The organism is Streptomyces sp. NPDC006208 (genome assembly GCF_040613775.1).
Classification (GTDB): Bacteria; Actinomycetota; Actinomycetes; order Streptomycetales; family Streptomycetaceae; genus Streptomyces.
This window is the reverse complement of record NZ_JBEXSW010000046.1, coordinates 1-14,619: the sequence shown is the minus strand read 5'-3', so window position 1 is coordinate 14,619 and position 14,619 is coordinate 1. Positions and strand designations below refer to the sequence as shown.

The 14,619-nt window shown below is 67.3% G+C and carries 13 protein-coding genes and 1 pseudogene; 5 read left to right on the top strand and 9 right to left on the bottom strand.

The features are described from left to right. Positions 1-466: 466 nt before the first annotated feature. The 3 genes from ABZ208_RS30645 to ABZ208_RS30635 all read right to left on the bottom strand — a co-directional run bounded on the left by ABZ208_RS30645 (position 467) and on the right by ABZ208_RS30635 (position 3,048). Positions 467-1,051: a hypothetical protein gene (locus tag ABZ208_RS30645; RefSeq protein WP_356912708.1), complete on the bottom strand. Its 585-nt coding sequence runs from the start codon at positions 1,049-1,051 to the stop codon at positions 467-469. Positions 1,052-1,085: 34 nt separating this feature from the next. Next, the gene (locus ABZ208_RS30640) at positions 1,086-1,244 is read right to left on the bottom strand and encodes a hypothetical protein (protein WP_356912707.1); all 159 of its coding nucleotides are present in this window, start codon (positions 1,242-1,244) and stop codon (positions 1,086-1,088) included. 463 nt (positions 1,245-1,707) lie between these two features. Next, positions 1,708-3,048, bottom strand: a complete 1,341-nt coding sequence (locus ABZ208_RS30635) for an LCP family protein (RefSeq protein ID WP_356912757.1) — start codon at positions 3,046-3,048, stop codon at positions 1,708-1,710. Between the two features lie 716 nt (positions 3,049-3,764). Between ABZ208_RS30635 and ABZ208_RS30630 the strand changes: the two genes are divergently transcribed. Further along, positions 3,765-4,754, top strand: a complete 990-nt coding sequence (locus tag ABZ208_RS30630; RefSeq protein ID WP_356912706.1) for a HAMP domain-containing sensor histidine kinase — start codon at positions 3,765-3,767, stop codon at positions 4,752-4,754. 316 nt (positions 4,755-5,070) lie between these two features. Here the strand turns inward: ABZ208_RS30630 and ABZ208_RS30625 are convergent, their stop codons facing one another. Then, the gene (locus tag ABZ208_RS30625) at positions 5,071-5,619 is read right to left on the bottom strand and encodes a GNAT family protein (RefSeq protein WP_356912705.1); all 549 of its coding nucleotides are present in this window, start codon (positions 5,617-5,619) and stop codon (positions 5,071-5,073) included. A gap of 306 nt (positions 5,620-5,925) precedes the next feature. Here ABZ208_RS30625 and sulP point away from each other — a divergent pair, with 306 nt between their 5' ends. Continuing rightward, the gene (sulP, locus tag ABZ208_RS30620; RefSeq protein WP_356912704.1) at positions 5,926-7,641 is read left to right on the top strand and encodes a sulfate permease; all 1,716 of its coding nucleotides are present in this window, start codon (positions 5,926-5,928) and stop codon (positions 7,639-7,641) included. 555 nt (positions 7,642-8,196) lie between these two features. Next, positions 8,197-8,667 (top strand): universal stress protein, encoded by a 471-nt coding sequence (locus tag ABZ208_RS30615; RefSeq protein WP_356912703.1) that lies wholly within the window; start codon positions 8,197-8,199, stop codon positions 8,665-8,667. A 305-nt stretch (positions 8,668-8,972) separates the two neighbouring features. On the opposite strand, the gene ABZ208_RS30610 is transcribed toward ABZ208_RS30615, so the two are convergent. From ABZ208_RS30610 to ABZ208_RS30595, 4 genes and pseudogenes are all read right to left on the bottom strand, one after another. After that, complete coding sequence (locus tag ABZ208_RS30610; RefSeq protein ID WP_356912702.1) at positions 8,973-10,388, bottom strand: SPFH domain-containing protein; 1,416 nt, start codon at positions 10,386-10,388, stop codon at positions 8,973-8,975. A 57-nt stretch (positions 10,389-10,445) separates the two neighbouring features. Then, positions 10,446-10,952 (bottom strand): hypothetical protein, encoded by a 507-nt coding sequence (locus tag ABZ208_RS30605; protein WP_356912701.1) that lies wholly within the window; start codon positions 10,950-10,952, stop codon positions 10,446-10,448. A gap of 349 nt (positions 10,953-11,301) precedes the next feature. After that, complete coding sequence (locus ABZ208_RS30600; RefSeq protein ID WP_356912700.1) at positions 11,302-11,598, bottom strand: hypothetical protein; 297 nt, start codon at positions 11,596-11,598, stop codon at positions 11,302-11,304. A 58-nt stretch (positions 11,599-11,656) separates the two neighbouring features. After that, positions 11,657-11,782, bottom strand: a pseudogene (locus ABZ208_RS30595) (response regulator); the annotation flags it as partial. 484 nt (positions 11,783-12,266) lie between these two features. Between ABZ208_RS30595 and ABZ208_RS30590 the strand changes: the two are divergent. Together ABZ208_RS30590 and ABZ208_RS30585 are read left to right on the top strand one after the other, a co-directional pair. Beyond that, positions 12,267-12,926 (top strand): response regulator transcription factor, encoded by a 660-nt coding sequence (locus tag ABZ208_RS30590; protein ID WP_356912698.1) that lies wholly within the window; start codon positions 12,267-12,269, stop codon positions 12,924-12,926. A gap of 339 nt (positions 12,927-13,265) precedes the next feature. Beyond that, positions 13,266-13,427, top strand: coding sequence for a hypothetical protein (locus ABZ208_RS30585; RefSeq protein ID WP_356912697.1), 162 nt, complete (start codon positions 13,266-13,268; stop codon positions 13,425-13,427). 335 nt (positions 13,428-13,762) lie between these two features. On the opposite strand, the gene ABZ208_RS30580 is transcribed toward ABZ208_RS30585, so the two are convergent. Then, on the bottom strand, positions 13,763-14,470 hold the full coding sequence (locus ABZ208_RS30580; RefSeq protein WP_356912756.1) for an immunity 49 family protein: 708 nt from the start codon (positions 14,468-14,470) through the stop codon (positions 13,763-13,765). Positions 14,471-14,619 lie beyond the last annotated feature (149 nt).

Below are 14,619 nucleotides of genomic sequence, written 5' to 3'. Positions count from 1 at the left end.
TGAGGAACTCCGCAGTTGCGGCGGCACGCCTTCTGTTCTTTGAAGCGTGGTGGTGAGGCTGTAGAGCATGTCGGGTTTGCCGCTGGGGCTCCGCTCCCGTGCCTGGTCCCTGATCATGTGGAGGACTCCTTCACTGAACCTCCTGCCGTCGCGGTGCCCAGCGAAGTCGTCGGGGCTCCAGGCCTGTGGAGCAGAGCGGGGCCAGCGGACCGGCGGGCACGGATGCGGCGCTCGTCAAGCCTCGCCGGCGGTGAGGTCTGCTGTCCTCAGTGGCCGATCGCGTGACCGATCACCGAAGAGGCATGACCGATCCGGGCGCGCGCACCACCAACGCCCACCTCAGCGCTGTGAACGATCCGTGCAACCTTCCCCGGCCGAGGACATGGACCACCGTGTCGCCGGGATACCCGATCCCTACGACAGCCCCGGTGTGGTTGTCCCAAGCGTCGGCGGACTCGTCAGGCGGTCAGCGGGTGCGTACCGCCGTGACGGTGAAGCGTTCGACTTCGGCGACGTGCCCGCCCGTGGATGCGACAACCGTGAGCACGGGGTCGCGTGCCCCGGAGAAGGCCACCGTCACGTTCCAGGGCTGGTCGTCGCCGCCCGCGGACGTACAGCACGGGGAGGTGCCCAACGGCGCCGCGGACGACGGCTGGCGCACCTGGACGCGGATGCTCTCATCCACTCCGGAGATCCGCCCGCCGGTCACCAGCGGGGACCGCACGATCGACCCGTACCCGGGCTTGGTCAACGAGAACGTCGTGTCGTCGGTGCCCACGACCTCCCACGGGGCGTCCGGGCCTGTGCCGAACCGCACCAGGTGAATCACCGCTGCGGTGCCGCCCTCAGGACCCGTCGGTGCGACTCCGATGCGGGCGTGTCGACCGCTGACCCTGCGCGAGGAGACGCGGTCGATCTCCTTGAAGCCCAGATAGTCACGAGTGAAGGACAGCGCGGTCTGATCGGGGTCGAGATGCCAGGGCTGGTGGCCGCCGGACCGGTAGGTACGTTCCCACGCCTGGGCCTGGGCGAGCGTGGCGAACGGCCACACCGGCTGGAGGCTGCGGGAACCGAGCGGTGGTGTGTCACGGGCCGTAGGCGTGGTCGGGGCTTGCGTGGCCCCTGGGGTGGCCGCCGACGATGCCTCGGGCCGGGGCGTTGTGCGTGACTGCGACGGCGCGGACGTCTCCGGTGCGGCGGATGACGACCCCGATGCATTCGGGGACCCCCCGGAAACGCTGCACGCGGTGAGCATCAGGCCAGTCGCGGTCCCTACGGCGAAGAGCCTGAATGGGAGCCAGATGTTCATAGGTGCCCCAGGAGAGGTGGAAACCGAACGCCGATCGGCCTGTCCGGCTATCGTGCCATCAGTCCGGTCCGGGTCACAGAGGCTGCGCCGTACTGCTCAGAGGACTTCGCTGTCAGCATCGCCGACGCCGACCCCCCTCACGCAGGTGATGCGCTGACGACCGACGGGACACCTCGCCCCCCACCGACCGGCCGGAGGGCCCGAGCGCGGGCAACTGCGCCTCGCGCAAAGGGCCGAAGTGGTCCCACTCCGTCCGGGCACCCGCCTGCACGGTCGCCGACCGATCCCGCCGCGAAGAACACGCGGTGCCGCAGCAGCCGGCACAGGAGATCAAGCAGTCGGCCGGCGATCTGGCGCCCGACCTGAGCTCGCCCCCGCGCAGCACGTCGCGCTGCTGATCAGGGACGCGCGACGGGCTGTGCAGGTGATGTTCCGGTGCAGCGCAGGCTTTCCGCCGTGACAGGCGCGCCTTCGGCGACATTGCGGTCGTAGGTGACGGTCTTGATCACGACGGGTTGCGAACCTACGGCGACGTCGAACGCGGCGTTGCGATCCCCCACGACTCGCAGGCGCGAGCCCGGCAGTGCGGCAGCAAGGGTGGACGCGTCCGCTTCCCGGCCGACGGGGTAACTGATGACCGGGGGGCCGGCGGGACGGACAGGCGGGGCCGAAGCCGAGGTGTCCGTCACAACGAAGCCGTTGCGCCGCAGACCCTCGGCCACGGTGGCATCGTCCACGCGCACGTGGACAGCGGCAGGATTGGTAAGGGCGGGTGTTTCCGGGACGGGCTGGATCCGCGGATCGCCGGTGATCGGGCGGTCTGCGCGCAGAGCTTCCCACAGCGCGCGGGAGCGGGCTTCATGCCAGATCAGTGTGGAGCCCACGCCCGGTACGCGGTGATCGAAGTCGGCGATCGGGACAGTACTGAACTCGGTCCGGTCCGCCGACAGCCTGCCCAGCGCCCAGCCGATGCGCACGAGGTCGTCCAGTCCGGTCCGGTCGTCGGTGCGAACGGACTTCAGCAACTCCTGCACCGTACGTAGCGTGTTGACCGGGTCGGCGAGGGCCCCTTCGCTGCTGAGCCGCGCAAGCATGTCGGACACCATGCGCTGCTGGCGTCGGACACGGCCGAGGTCCCCCGCCCGGTTGATGTGGCGGGCCCGGACGTAGCGCAGGCTCTCGTTTCCGTCGGTGCGGTGGGTGCCGGCGGAGATGTCGAGACCTGAGTTCTCGTCCTTGAGCGGCTTGTCGGTGCACACGGTCGCCCCGCCGAGGTTGTCGACGGCTTGCTCGAAGCCGGCGAACCCGGTTTCGAGGTAGTGGTCGATGCGGAGGCCAGTTGCCTTTTCGACGGTGCGTACGGTCAGCCGACCCCGGCCGATCTTGTAGGCACCATTGATCTTGCCGCGGCGGGCAGGGCCGAGGGCGTCACCGGAAGCGGCGTACTCGACGTACGAGTCACGCGGGATGGAGACGATACTGGCGCGCCGCTGGTCCTCGGACAGGTGAACCAGCATCATCACGTCCGTGCAGTCGCATCCTTCGCCTCCCACATGAAGCCGCCGCTTCTCGGCTGCCGACAGACCGCTGCGGCTGTCGACCCCGACGACCAGGATGTTCGTACCGCGACCGCCGGTGCTGCCCGACGGTTCACTCGCGGCCGAGACAGCCTGGCTGCCCAGGTACGAACCGGAGGTGAGGGTGACGATCAGGGTGAGCCCCAGGGCAAGACGATGCATCACGAACCTCTGGATAGGAACGGATCTGATCATTTCCGACGCTATCCGGCTCTGATGCCCCTGGTCGCGTTACGCGCCGGTCATTGGCCCGCTTCCTCCCTTGGGCGGCAGCAGAACAATCCTGGAACGGCACCTGGGCGGGTGATCCTGTGCGCGGCAGTGGTGCCGGGGCGTGGCAGGCCGGAAACCCGTGCCTCGAAGGTCAGCACCTCGCCCACGACCACCCCCGCGCTCCGAGACCGTCTCCGTTCAGCGAGCTACCAGGACACCCGGTGACGGTGAAGCTGTCTGGTCAAGCGAGAGCGCGTCGCAACCCATGAACCGATCCAGGCGGCTCGGGGGTTTTAACGTGAGGCCGGTGTCGGATGTCGCCGCCACAATGTTCGACGGGCGTGGCGTCTCCCGGACAAGCGCTATGTCCAGAGGGCCCGGTTGGGACACCCGACGTTCAGCGGTTCGGTGGAACGTGATGCTCAGCTGACCGACGTTGTCGCGGCCCTGCAGTGACGACGAACATGATCACATCAGGTTGCCCGCCCGCACGGACGCCGAGCTGGTCGGCGGCCTGCGTCGAGAGCGAGACATCGCCACCCTGGCTCGCTCTCGCATCAGCGCAACTACGGGCCAACCTGGAGCCGAGTGAGTCGGCGTCCGACTGCAAGAGGCCCGAACCGTAACGAGATAGTGGAGTGAAACACTCCGAGGGGAGACACGCGGTGTCACTGTTCTGGCGGATCTTCCTGCCCAACGCCTCGGTCTTGGTGGTAGCAGCGCTGCTGCTGCTCGGCCCTGTATCCGTCTCCACCCCCACGCTGCTCGGCGAGGCCGTCGTGGTGATCACGGGCCTGGTCATCATGCTGATTGCCAACGTCGTGACCCTGCGTGTTGGACTCGCCCCGCTCAAGCGGCTGACCAGCGCAATGTCGACGGCCGATCTTCTACGCCCCGGACTGCGACCATCAGTTGGTGGTGACAACGAGATGGCAGACTTGATCGCTACCTACAACACCATGCTCGACCGGCTGGAAAGCGAACGTGCCATCAGCAGCGCACGCGTACTGTCCGCACAAGAAGCCGAGCGCCGGCGCATCGCCCGTGAGCTCCACGACGAGGTCGGTCAAACCCTCACCGCCGTCCTTCTCCAGCTCAAACACGCTGCCGGCCAGGCCTCGGACTCACTGAAGGGCGACCTCCTTCAGGTTCAGGAGACAACCCGGAGCAGCCTGGACGAAGTTCGGCGAATCGCCCGACGGCTCCGTCCCGGAGTCTTGGAGGACCTCGGCCTGCAGAGCGCCCTGCGAGCCCTGGCTGCCGAGTTCACCACGACTGAACTGACAGTGGGCCACCTCTTCGAATCGGGACTGCCTGCGTTGGATGCTGAAGCCGAACTCGTCATTTACCGGGTTGCTCAGGAGGGACTGACCAACGCCGCGCGCCATTCGGGAGCCAGCAGAGCGGAGTTGTCCCTCCAAAGCCGAGGCGAAGGACGGGTCGAACTACTGGTCACGGACAATGGCGGGGGCCTGAGGCAGGTGTTGGAGGGCGCTGGTATCCGCGGCATGCGTGAGCGTGCGCTGCTCATAGGCGCCGACCTCCACGTCGGCTCGCGCCCGACAGGCGGCACCGAAGTGCGGCTGGACATACCTCTTGGGCAATCGCATCCGCCCCGCCGCTTGACTGATCTGCCGACGCTTCCCGTCACATAGCCGCCCCGCCTGGCAGCCGCTACCCCCACTCAACGTCGCCTTCCTGCCGTCGGCCGGCGCCTGGCACGAGCGGAGCAACGAGAAGCAATTCCGTGAGCAGGATCGTGCAGCCCGGGGCCGGCAAACCTCGAGGAAGGGGTGGATGCGGGCAGTGCGGCCGGATCGGAATGGGTGTCAGCACGTATGGACGGGGTCGGCAGGACAGTCAAGGCTGGCGTGGCCACCTTCTTGATCACTGATCAGGACGTATCACCCGCAAAAGCCCCCGCACCAACTGGACCACGAAACGCGGCTCCACTTCGTGAACCGACCGTCTCTACGTCGGCATCACTCCGCCGTCTTCAGCACGCCATTCCTCTTCGAGAATGCTGAACGTCAGGGAGTCCCGCCAGCCGTCCCGTATCCATGCCGTGTGTCGAAGGTGCCCCTCGCACGTCATGCCGAGCTTGGCCAGCACTCGGGCGGAGCTGAGATTCCGCGGGTCACAGGTGGCGAAGATTCGATGAAGCCCCAACTGGCCGAAGCCGCGTGAGAGAAGCCGGCGCCCGATTCCTGTGCCGATGCCTTGCCCCCATACCCGAGGATGCACAATGTAGGAGATCTCGCCCTGGCGCTGCGTGTGACTGCGGACATGCAGCTCGCCCACACCGACAACGTCGTCCCCGAAGCGCGCTACATGGGCGAACCTCTGCTGGGGTGTGCTCGACCAAGCTTCGACTGCGGCCTTCACGAAATCGCGTGTCTGGTCCTCAGTGTTTGGTCCCCAAGGCTGGAAACGACAAGCCTCTGGGAGACAGGCCCATGAGTGAATGGCTTGCCAGTCATCAAACGAGATCTTGTCCAAGGCCACCGAGTGCTGACTCATGGGTTGATCTTGTCAACTGGAGTCAGCCAGCGCTACGAGTTCAAAAGCACCTACTGAAGGGGTTCGGGGCAAGCAGCCTGGCTTCGGCACCGGTTCAGGACGCCCCTCGATCGCCATCCTCTTGGTGCCCGCCAAGGCCGCCGACCCAGCAGGGCCTGTCCGCTGCCGAACGGACTCACCAAGAACAGCCCGCCGTGCGCGCGGCCCATTGAGGCTCGGGCCGACTCTGGGGCAACGTTGCGGTCACGCCTCGGCGCTGGCCAACGAGCCTCGGACAGATCCTGAAGGGGCGTCGAAAGGAGATCCATGTCCCGTCCCGCGCGAGTGGACGACTCGTCGTGGTGGCGCCTGGTGCCCGGCGCACCAGGGATCGCCGTACTCGCCGGTTACCGGCGTTCCTGGCTGCGGGGCGACCTGTTGGCGGGAGTGACCGTCGCGGCGTATCTCGTGCCGCAGGTCATGGCGTATGCCGGCGTGGCGGGACTGCCGCCGGTCGCAGGGCTGTGGGCGATCCTGCCCGCCCTGGTGCTGTACGCGGTGCTCGGCTCGTCCCGGCTGTTGTCGGTAGGTCCCGAGTCGACGACGGCTCTGATGACCGCCACCGTGGTGGGACCGCTGGCTGCTGGGGACCCTGGGCGTTATGCCGCACTCGCGGCCACACTCGCGATCGCGGTCGGGCTGCTGTGTCTGGTGGCGTGGGCGGCGAGGCTCGGCTTCGTCGCCGATCTCCTCTCGCGGCCGGTCCTGGTCGGCTACATGGCGGGCGTGGCCCTGATCATGATCATGGACCAGCTGCCCAAGCTCACCGGCGTATCGACGACGGGCTCCGGCTTCTTCCCGCAGTTGTTCTCCTTCGTGCGGCATCTGCCCGATGCCCAGCCGGCCACGGTGGCCTTCGCCGGTGCGGCCCTGGTCCTTCTCTTCACCACTCCGCGCTTCCTGCCGGCCGTTCCGGGTCCCCTGCTGGTGGTCGTGCTCGGCACCGCCATGGTGGCTGCGTTCGGTCTCGACGAGCACGGGGTCGCTGTGATCGGTGAGGTCCCCGCTGGTCTGCCGCGTCCCGCGCTGCCGGACCTCGACGAACTGCCCCGCCTGCTGCTGCCGGCGCTGGGCCTCCTGCTCGTCGGCTACACCGATGTGATCCTCACGGCACGCGCCTTCGCTGCCCGCGACGACGGGCGGCTCGACTCCGACCAGGAGCTGCTGGCCCTGGGCGCGGCGAATCTCGGCGCGGGCACAGTGCACGGCTTCCCGGTGAGCAGCAGCGCCAGCCGTACGGCGCTCGCCGCATCGGCGGGCGGTCGCAGCCAGGTGTACTCGCTCACCGCCGGCGTGGCCGTGCTGGCCGTACTGCTCTTCCTCAGTCCGCTGTTGGCCCGCATTCCGGTGGTCGTGCTCGGCGCCCTTGTCGTCTACGCTGCCGTCCGGATGATCGACGTGCCGGGCTTCCGGAAGTTGGCCGCCTTCCGGCGCCGGGAACTCCTGCTGGGGCTCGGCTGCCTGGTCGGGGTCCTCGCCCTGGATATTCTGTACGGGGTGCTCGTGGCGGTCGGTCTTTCGGTTGCGGAACTGTTGAGTCGCGTGGCCCGCCCGCACGACGCCGTCCAGGGCTTGGTGCCCGGCATGGCCGGCATGCATGACGTCGACGACTATCCGCAGGCCCGGACCATTCCCGGGCTGCTCGTCTACCGCTACGACTCCCCGCTGTTCTTCGCCAACGCCGAAGACTTCCGGCGCCGGGCTCTGGCCGCCGTGGCGGAGCAGGAAGGTCCCGTGAACTGGTTCGTCCTCAACACCGAGGCCAATGTGGAGGTGGACATCACCGCGCTGGACGCCGTCGATTCCCTGCGCCGCGAACTGGCGGAGCGCGGGATCGTTTTCGCGCTGGCACGAGTCAAACAGGATCTGCTCGACGACCTGAGCGCCTACGGGCTCACCGAGTCCGTAGGCCCGGACCTGATTTTCCCGACCCTTCCGACCGCGGTGGCCGCCTACCACGATCGGCGCCGCCGTCCGTCGTAAGGCCCTCGCGGGCCAGGGCAGTTGGCGAGACAGGTGGCGACCGGGCTCCAGCACATGGCACAGGGACGAGCGTCGGTCCCAAGCACCCGCTGGTGGCATCCGGACGCCTGCACATCTCCCGGCTCGTCACGCTCACCTTGGGCCTCCACCAGACGGAGAATGCCTACGACGTCTTCTCTCGGGGCACCGACACCAGGCCCTCAAGGTCCTGCTGCACCGCGAATGAAGCCCTGAGCCCTACGGGGCTGGTCGGCCCTCGGTCTGGACCGATCGGCCCTGCTGCTTGCCGACGAGTGGTGGTGGTATGGAGCTGAGTCGAAGGCAACTCATCAAACGCGGGAAGCGGTTCGAACCGCGCACCGCGCAATCTCGGTCCGCGAGAAGCGGACAGCCCTCGGCTCGATGACTCAGGGAGCCTGCCCGTCGAGTTCGAGCAGTTCCGCATCGCAAGGGGGCCGAATTCCGGCCCGGTGGCTGATCGACCGTCGATCCGGTGAGTTCGGCGAGACGGTTTCGCACGGCGTGGATGCAGATGACATCGGAAGGGTGAACGCCATGAAGAGGCAGGAGTCCGCATTGCACGTCGTGGTGGGTCTCGACGGCTCACCTTCTTCGCACGCCGCGCTTCGCTGGGCTGTCCGTCATGCGAGCCTGATCGGTGCCGACGTGGTGGCGGTGGCGGCCTGGGACCTCCCAGGAGCGCACGGGTGGTCCGCTCCCGCGGTGGACACCGATTTCGACGAGGAGGCCGCCGAGCAGAGCCTCGTCGACGAGGTGCACAAGGTTCTCGGCGAGTCGGGCGCCGCCCAGGTGCGCAAGCGTCTGGTGCGGGGAAACCCCGTCGAGGTGCTGCTGGGCGAGTCGGAGGGTGCCGAGGCGCTGGTCGTGGGAAGCCGGGGTCTGGGCGGATTCCGCCGTACGCTGCTCGGCTCCGTGAGCCAGCAGTGCGCACTGCACGCCACGTGCCCCGTCGTCATCGTCCGTCCGACCGTTGATGTGAGGGACTCCGGCGCGCAGGCCGGGTGAGGCGCCACAAAGATGGAGACCAGCGCGGTCTGCACGGTACGGGGCAGGCAGCGCAGAGCGAGCCACTGCAACGACTTGGCACCCGCTGCCTCTGAAGTCCAGCGCGATTCCCCTGATGACGGCGGCGACGAAGAGGGGGAACAGCAGCGCGAAGCCGATATCCGCCCCGACGCCTGTGTTCAGCAGTGGCTCGCACGGCTAGTAGGTGAGGGCGGCCGGCAGGAGCTCAGGCACACGCAAAGCCAGTGCCAGGCCTGCGTGCACCTTGAAGCTGGTCCTCATGGCCTCCCCCACCGCACTCCGGGCTAGTCCGTGATCTCGATCTGTCCGTTGTCTCCTGTCTTGCTGGGTGCCTTCTTCTGGGTCATGCCCCGGAGCAGCTCGGCGAGGTCAACGCCCGTGGTGGAGCCCAGGAGTTCTATGCCTTGGGCGACGTTGTCCGCGACCGCTCGGGGCAGCTTGGCCGCTCCGTCGGTGGAGATGACGGTCATCTTGTCGATCGCGCTCAGCGGTTCGGCGGCCTTGGCGACGACCTGCGGCAGGACCTCGACGAGCATCTGCAGCACGGCGGCGTCGCCGTACTGGGCGAAAGCGTCGGCCTTCTTCTGCATGGCCTCGGCCTCGGCGGATCCCCTGGCTGCGATGGCGGCGGCTTCTGCTTCGCCCTCGATGCGTACGGCGTCGGCGAGCGCCGCGCGGTGGGCCTTCTCGCCCTCACCGGTCAGGCGAGCACGCTGGGCATCGGCCTCGGCTTCCTTGACCAGGCCGATACGGCGGGCCTCGGCTTCCTGCTCGGCCTGGTAGCGGGCGGCGTCGGCGGGCTTGCGGACCTTCGTGTCGAGTTCGCGGTCGGTCAGGGCGGCGCGGCGCTCGGCGACCTTCTCCTGCTCGGTGAGGATCTGCTGCTGCCGGTCGGCTTCGGCGAGCGGTCCCGCGGCGGCGGCTCTGGCGGCGGCCTCGTCCGTCTCGGCCTTGATCTCGGCCTGCTTGAGCGCGAACGTCCGCTGGGCAATGGCGATTTCCTCCTCGGCCTTCAGACGCGCCTGCTCCGAGGCGCGGCGGGCGACTGCCTCGGCGATGTCGGCCTCCTGCTTGGCCCGGGCGGCTTCCGGTCGCCCGAGGTCTTCCAGGTAGGAGCCCTCGGTGGTGATGTCCTGGATCTGGAACGCATCGAGCACCAGGCCCTGCCCGGACAGGCTCGCCTCGGCCTCTTCCGCGACCTGACCGGCGAACGCGGCCCGGTCACGGATGATGTCCTCCACCGACATCCGCCCCACGATGGAACGCAGCGCACCCGAGAGCACTTCCTGGGTGAAGCCGACGATGCCGTTCTGCTGCATCAAGAACCGCTGGGCGGCGGCCCGGATGGAGTCCTCGGTCCCACCGACCTTGACGATCGCGACGCCCTCCAGGTTCGCCTTCACACCGCGCAGGGTGACGGCGCCACGCACCGCGACCGGGATGTGCCGACTGGAGAGGTCCAGGGTGAACTTCTGCTGCACGAACGGAACGACGAAGACGCCGCCGCCGACCACGACCTTCTGGCCGCTGTTGTCCGTGAAGACCCGGCCGGTCTCCGGGTCGGTGGCCTTCTTTCCACGTCGGCCGGTGATGATGAACGCCTCGCTCGGCCCTGCGACCTTGTAGCGGGTGATGACAACGAGTGCGAGCAGCACGACGAGAACGACGATGCCCACCACAGCGGTGAGTACAGGGCTCATGGCGAATCCCCCTTGTATGGAAACAGACTGAACAAATCGGTGCGGATGGTGTGCCGGTCAGCGCTCGACGGGGCGGACCGCGAGGGACGTGGCAGTGAGCGCCGATTCGACCCAGACTTCCGTGCCACGAGCGATCGGGGCGGAGCTCTTTGCAGCGAACTTCGCAGGCTGCCCGCCGAGATGGACCAACACCTCGCCGTAGCCGCCTGCGGGAATCCCCGTGACAACGATGCCCGAACTGCCCACAAGGTCCTGACCACGCGGCGCGTCCGAGTCCGCGTCACGCATGAGAACGCGGCTGAACTTCCACGTCAGCCACCCCGCACCGGCCCCTGCCAGGACACCCACCCCAGCGGCCGCTCCTGCTCCGAGACCGGTGGTACCCAGCGTGATTGCGCCGGCGAAACCGAGCATCGACAGGAACCCGGCGATCACTGGCAGCGACAGGAATCCATCCAGACCGCCGCTCAGGCCGTCGAAGACCCCTTCCAGAAGACCGTCGAAGACCAGAGACAGCGCAAGAAGCACCAGACCGGCTATGCCAAGACCGAGAAACCAGCCCATGTTCCACCCCATGCCATGCCTGGTGACCGAAAGGTACGATGATGATCTCACGTATCTACGCAGCCATTCACTGCCGGAATCCGGCAATCTTCACGCGGCTTTGGTGCCGTGAGGGAACTGCTGGATCGCATGCCGACACCGGGACAGCACCCGGGTAGGCGGTGACACCTGAGCCCGAAAACACAACGCCCGTCCGCCAGCGTGTTCTATACCGTCGTTCAGCGCTCGCAACCACCCTGGACTCCTCGCCGTCGCCCAGGATCCGGCCGTGCCGACCGGTACCCCGGACGACGCGCCTGGGGACATGGCGGAGCAACTCTCTGTCGTGCCGGAGTCGAAGCTGCCCTCGTCAAAGCCCGGCGGTGCAGGTGGCGCGATCGCCGATCGCGCGACGACTCTCGCGGGTCCGTTGTGCGGCCACCTCGCGCTGGGACAAGGCGATGGCCGCGAGATTCAGTGGGAACGCGATCGTGTTGGCCACTTCGGGGACGTCGAAAGCACGCAGCAGGCTGGCGGTGGCGGCGGCAAGCAGGAGTGCGACAGGCAGATATCGGCGCCACGTGGGTATGTCACGGATGCGGGTGACCCGCAGGGTGCAGGTCAGCGCGAGGGTGAACAGGACCAGGAGCAGGGCGAGGGCCAGCATGGCTCGTTCTCCGGTGCGGTGAGTGGCGGGTCCACGGCTCGATCAGGCCGACGCGGATTGCGGCCTGCAGCCCGGTCTGGCGAGGCATCGCGATGTCCACAACGGCCAGGTCGACCTGCTCTGTGTCGGCCTGGACGACGGCCTCGGTACCGTTGTCGGCCTCGGCGACGACGGTGAGGCCGGGTCCGATGCCCTTCGCGCGATCGATCCCATCATGGACGTCCACGGGGCGTAGTGAACTCGAGCCGCAAGCGCTGATCGTTGAGAAGCGGAGCAGACAGATGGTGGCAACCGGGATCAGGGCTCGCCCGCTGGCACGACTCCACCGGCCAGATCAGGGAGCAACTATCCGTGCATGGCTAGGGGACGACAAGGTCGACCGTTCCGGCGCCGGTCTCCCACCCCTGACTCCGATGGCCATTTCGGTGGTTGCCCCGTTCGTCGCTGACTCGACCGTACTCGGCGCTGCAGAGTGAGCCTTCAACTACGCCGACACCTGGGTCTTCCGCAGGATCACCCGGATATGGGTGTCGCCACGGATGGACACGGTCCTGTCGTGGCTTCAGGCTGAGGTGGGAACATGGGTCCCGCCGCAGGTCGATTGCCGCTGGACCGCGCGGCGGTACCGGTCTGCGACTGGACGTCTTTGCAGCTAAGGAACCCGTCTGATGACCGAACCGTCCGCCACACGGATCCTGCTGGCCGACGATCACGCGCTCGTACGCCGGGGTGTCAGGCTCATCCTGGACAGTGAACCGGACCTCACGGTGGTCGCCGAGGCGGGTGACGGCGCCGAAGCCATCGCCAGGGCCCGGGCCGAGGAGGTGGATCTGGCGGTCCTCGACATCGCCATGCCCCGCATGACCGGGCTGCAGGCCGCCCGCGAACTCTCCCGCCTCCAGCCGGACCTGCGGATCCTCATCCTGACGATGTACGACAACGAGCAGTACTTCTTCGAAGCCCTCAAAGCCGGCGCGAGCGGCTACGTGACGAAGTCCGTGGCGGACCGCGACCTGGTCGAAGCCTGCCACGCCGCCATACGCGACGAACCGTTCATCTACCCCGGTGCCGAAACCACCCTCATCCGCAAGTACCTCGACCTCGCGCGCCAGGGCGGCCCGCTACCGGCGAAGGCCATCACCGACCGTGAGGAGGAGATCCTCAAACTCGTCGCCGAAGGCCACACGTCGAAGGAGATCGGCAGCATCCTCGTCATCAGCACCAAGACCGTCGAACGCCACCGGGCGAATCTGCTCCAGAAACTCGGACTCCGCGACCGCCTGGAACTCACCCGCTACGCAATCCGCGCAGGACTCATCGAACCGTAGGCTGCAAACTCGCCGATTCCTCCCGGCAGCCTTGCCCGCTCGACTGTATGAGTGGGCTGCTCCTCCTCATCCGCACGTGATCCTGTTCTGGGCTTGATTCGCTTTGACGGACATCTGAGATCAGAGGTTCTGCCCCGGGAGGATGTCCATCATGGAGAGCATGGGGAAGTAGAAGCCTCGGCCTCGCCGTTCGTTCACGCCGGAGTTCAAGGCCGAGATCGTCGAGCTGTGTCGGCGCGGTGACCGGTCGGTTGGCCAGGTGGCCAAGGACTTCGATCTGCACAGGCGACACCGACCGGGTGCGACTCGTCGAGGACGAGCCCCACGTTCGCCTACGGAGTGTGCACCGACGTGTCGCGCGGCGGCTGGTGGCGCCTCGGCATCCGGTGCTCGGACGGCGACTATCGCTGGTCCGACGAGAAGCGCACCACGCAGCGCACGAGTCTTCGCTGCCTCAACAGCGGGACCGTCATCACGCACGACTGGATCGACACATTCTGACCTTGAGTTTTGACCTCTGGCTGGCTCCCCTCTCCAGCAGAGCCATGCCTCATCGCCGTCAATGTGCAGGAGGAGTCGGCCACTGGGGACCCACCGTGACACGAACGTCAACTCCTGGCATCACGAGGCTTCCACACATCTCGGGTGCTCCGGGCAGGACGGTTACGGAACATCTGTGGATTGGCCTGCTGGTGCCCTGGTGTTCCGCAACCTCTTGTCGTCCGTCCCGGATCGGGCAGAACGGGCGGGGAACACCGCGTAGACGAGGCGAGCCAGTCGGTCGGGCGTCAAGACTCTGCTGAGGCAGCACCCGAGACAGTGGTGAGGGCACAGGTTCAGTCACTGGCCGACGGCGTGCCTTCGGGGGCGCTCAGCATGGCCTGCGGCAGGTAGGCAGATTGGACGCGCAAGTCCCAGCCGTGTGCTTGGACTGCCAGGGCGGCCAGGGCGATGGTCTTGTGCGGCAGGAGGCTGCGGGGCGCCGAATCGGAGGGTGCGCTCTCCCGGTGCTGGACAAGACGATGCTCCAGGGCTTGTTCGAAGGCCAACTGGTCATCCTCCAAAAGCACGTGCAGGAGGCGCTGATCTGGCGTCAGCGCATCGAGAGTATCCAGCTGCCGCTTTGCATCGGTGCGCTCGCCGGCATTCGGCTTGCACAGCGTTACCGACGGCCAGTGCCGGGGCAGATGCCCTTCGGCCTGGGTGAGGTAGCCGCACAAGGCGTCCATCTCCGCCAGCTCGCCCGGGTCCGACTTCGATTCCAGCTTCGAGTGCGGCACACCGTTACGGATGTCAGGCGCATAGTCGCCGCGCAGCAGCAGCCCGATGACCAGATCCTGTTCCCAGACCATGCCGCTGGTCACAGACAAAGCGAATGCGTCCAGCCAGGTCCTCGCGGTGGCCACCTGCTCCACCACAGCCTCGAAGTCTATGTCTTCGCTGCTGAGCTTCTCGTCAATGAGGGTGAAGGAGATCTCTTGGTCGCCGTTGGGGTAACAGCCCAGGCTCAGGAGTCCCAGGGCGCACTCGGCCGCGGTGCGCAGGATGATGCGTGACGGGGCGGTGCCAGGCTCGGGGTCCGCTACCGTGCGGGCGGCTAGGACTTGTCCGGCCGATCATGTGCGGAGCCAGATGGTGAGGGCTGCGGCGGTGGCGGTGCCCAGGTAGACGTAGCGGCGCTTGTCGTAGCGGG

Coding starts and splice junctions, on each gene's coding strand:
- ABZ208_RS30635 (WP_356912757.1), bottom strand. CDS start 3,048: ATGCATCGTCTTGCCCTGGGGCTCACCCTGATCGTCACCCTCACCTCC.
- ABZ208_RS30625 (WP_356912705.1), bottom strand. CDS start 5,619: ATGAGTCAGCACTCGGTGGCCTTGGACAAGATCTCGTTTGATGACTGG.
- sulP (WP_356912704.1), top strand. CDS start 5,926: ATGTCCCGTCCCGCGCGAGTGGACGACTCGTCGTGGTGGCGCCTGGTG.
- ABZ208_RS30615 (WP_356912703.1), top strand. CDS start 8,197: ATGAAGAGGCAGGAGTCCGCATTGCACGTCGTGGTGGGTCTCGACGGC.
- ABZ208_RS30610 (WP_356912702.1), bottom strand. CDS start 10,388: ATGAGCCCTGTACTCACCGCTGTGGTGGGCATCGTCGTTCTCGTCGTG.
- ABZ208_RS30605 (WP_356912701.1), bottom strand. CDS start 10,952: ATGGGCTGGTTTCTCGGTCTTGGCATAGCCGGTCTGGTGCTTCTTGCG.
- ABZ208_RS30600 (WP_356912700.1), bottom strand. CDS start 11,598: ATGCTGGCCCTCGCCCTGCTCCTGGTCCTGTTCACCCTCGCGCTGACC.
- ABZ208_RS30590 (WP_356912698.1), top strand. CDS start 12,267: ATGACCGAACCGTCCGCCACACGGATCCTGCTGGCCGACGATCACGCG.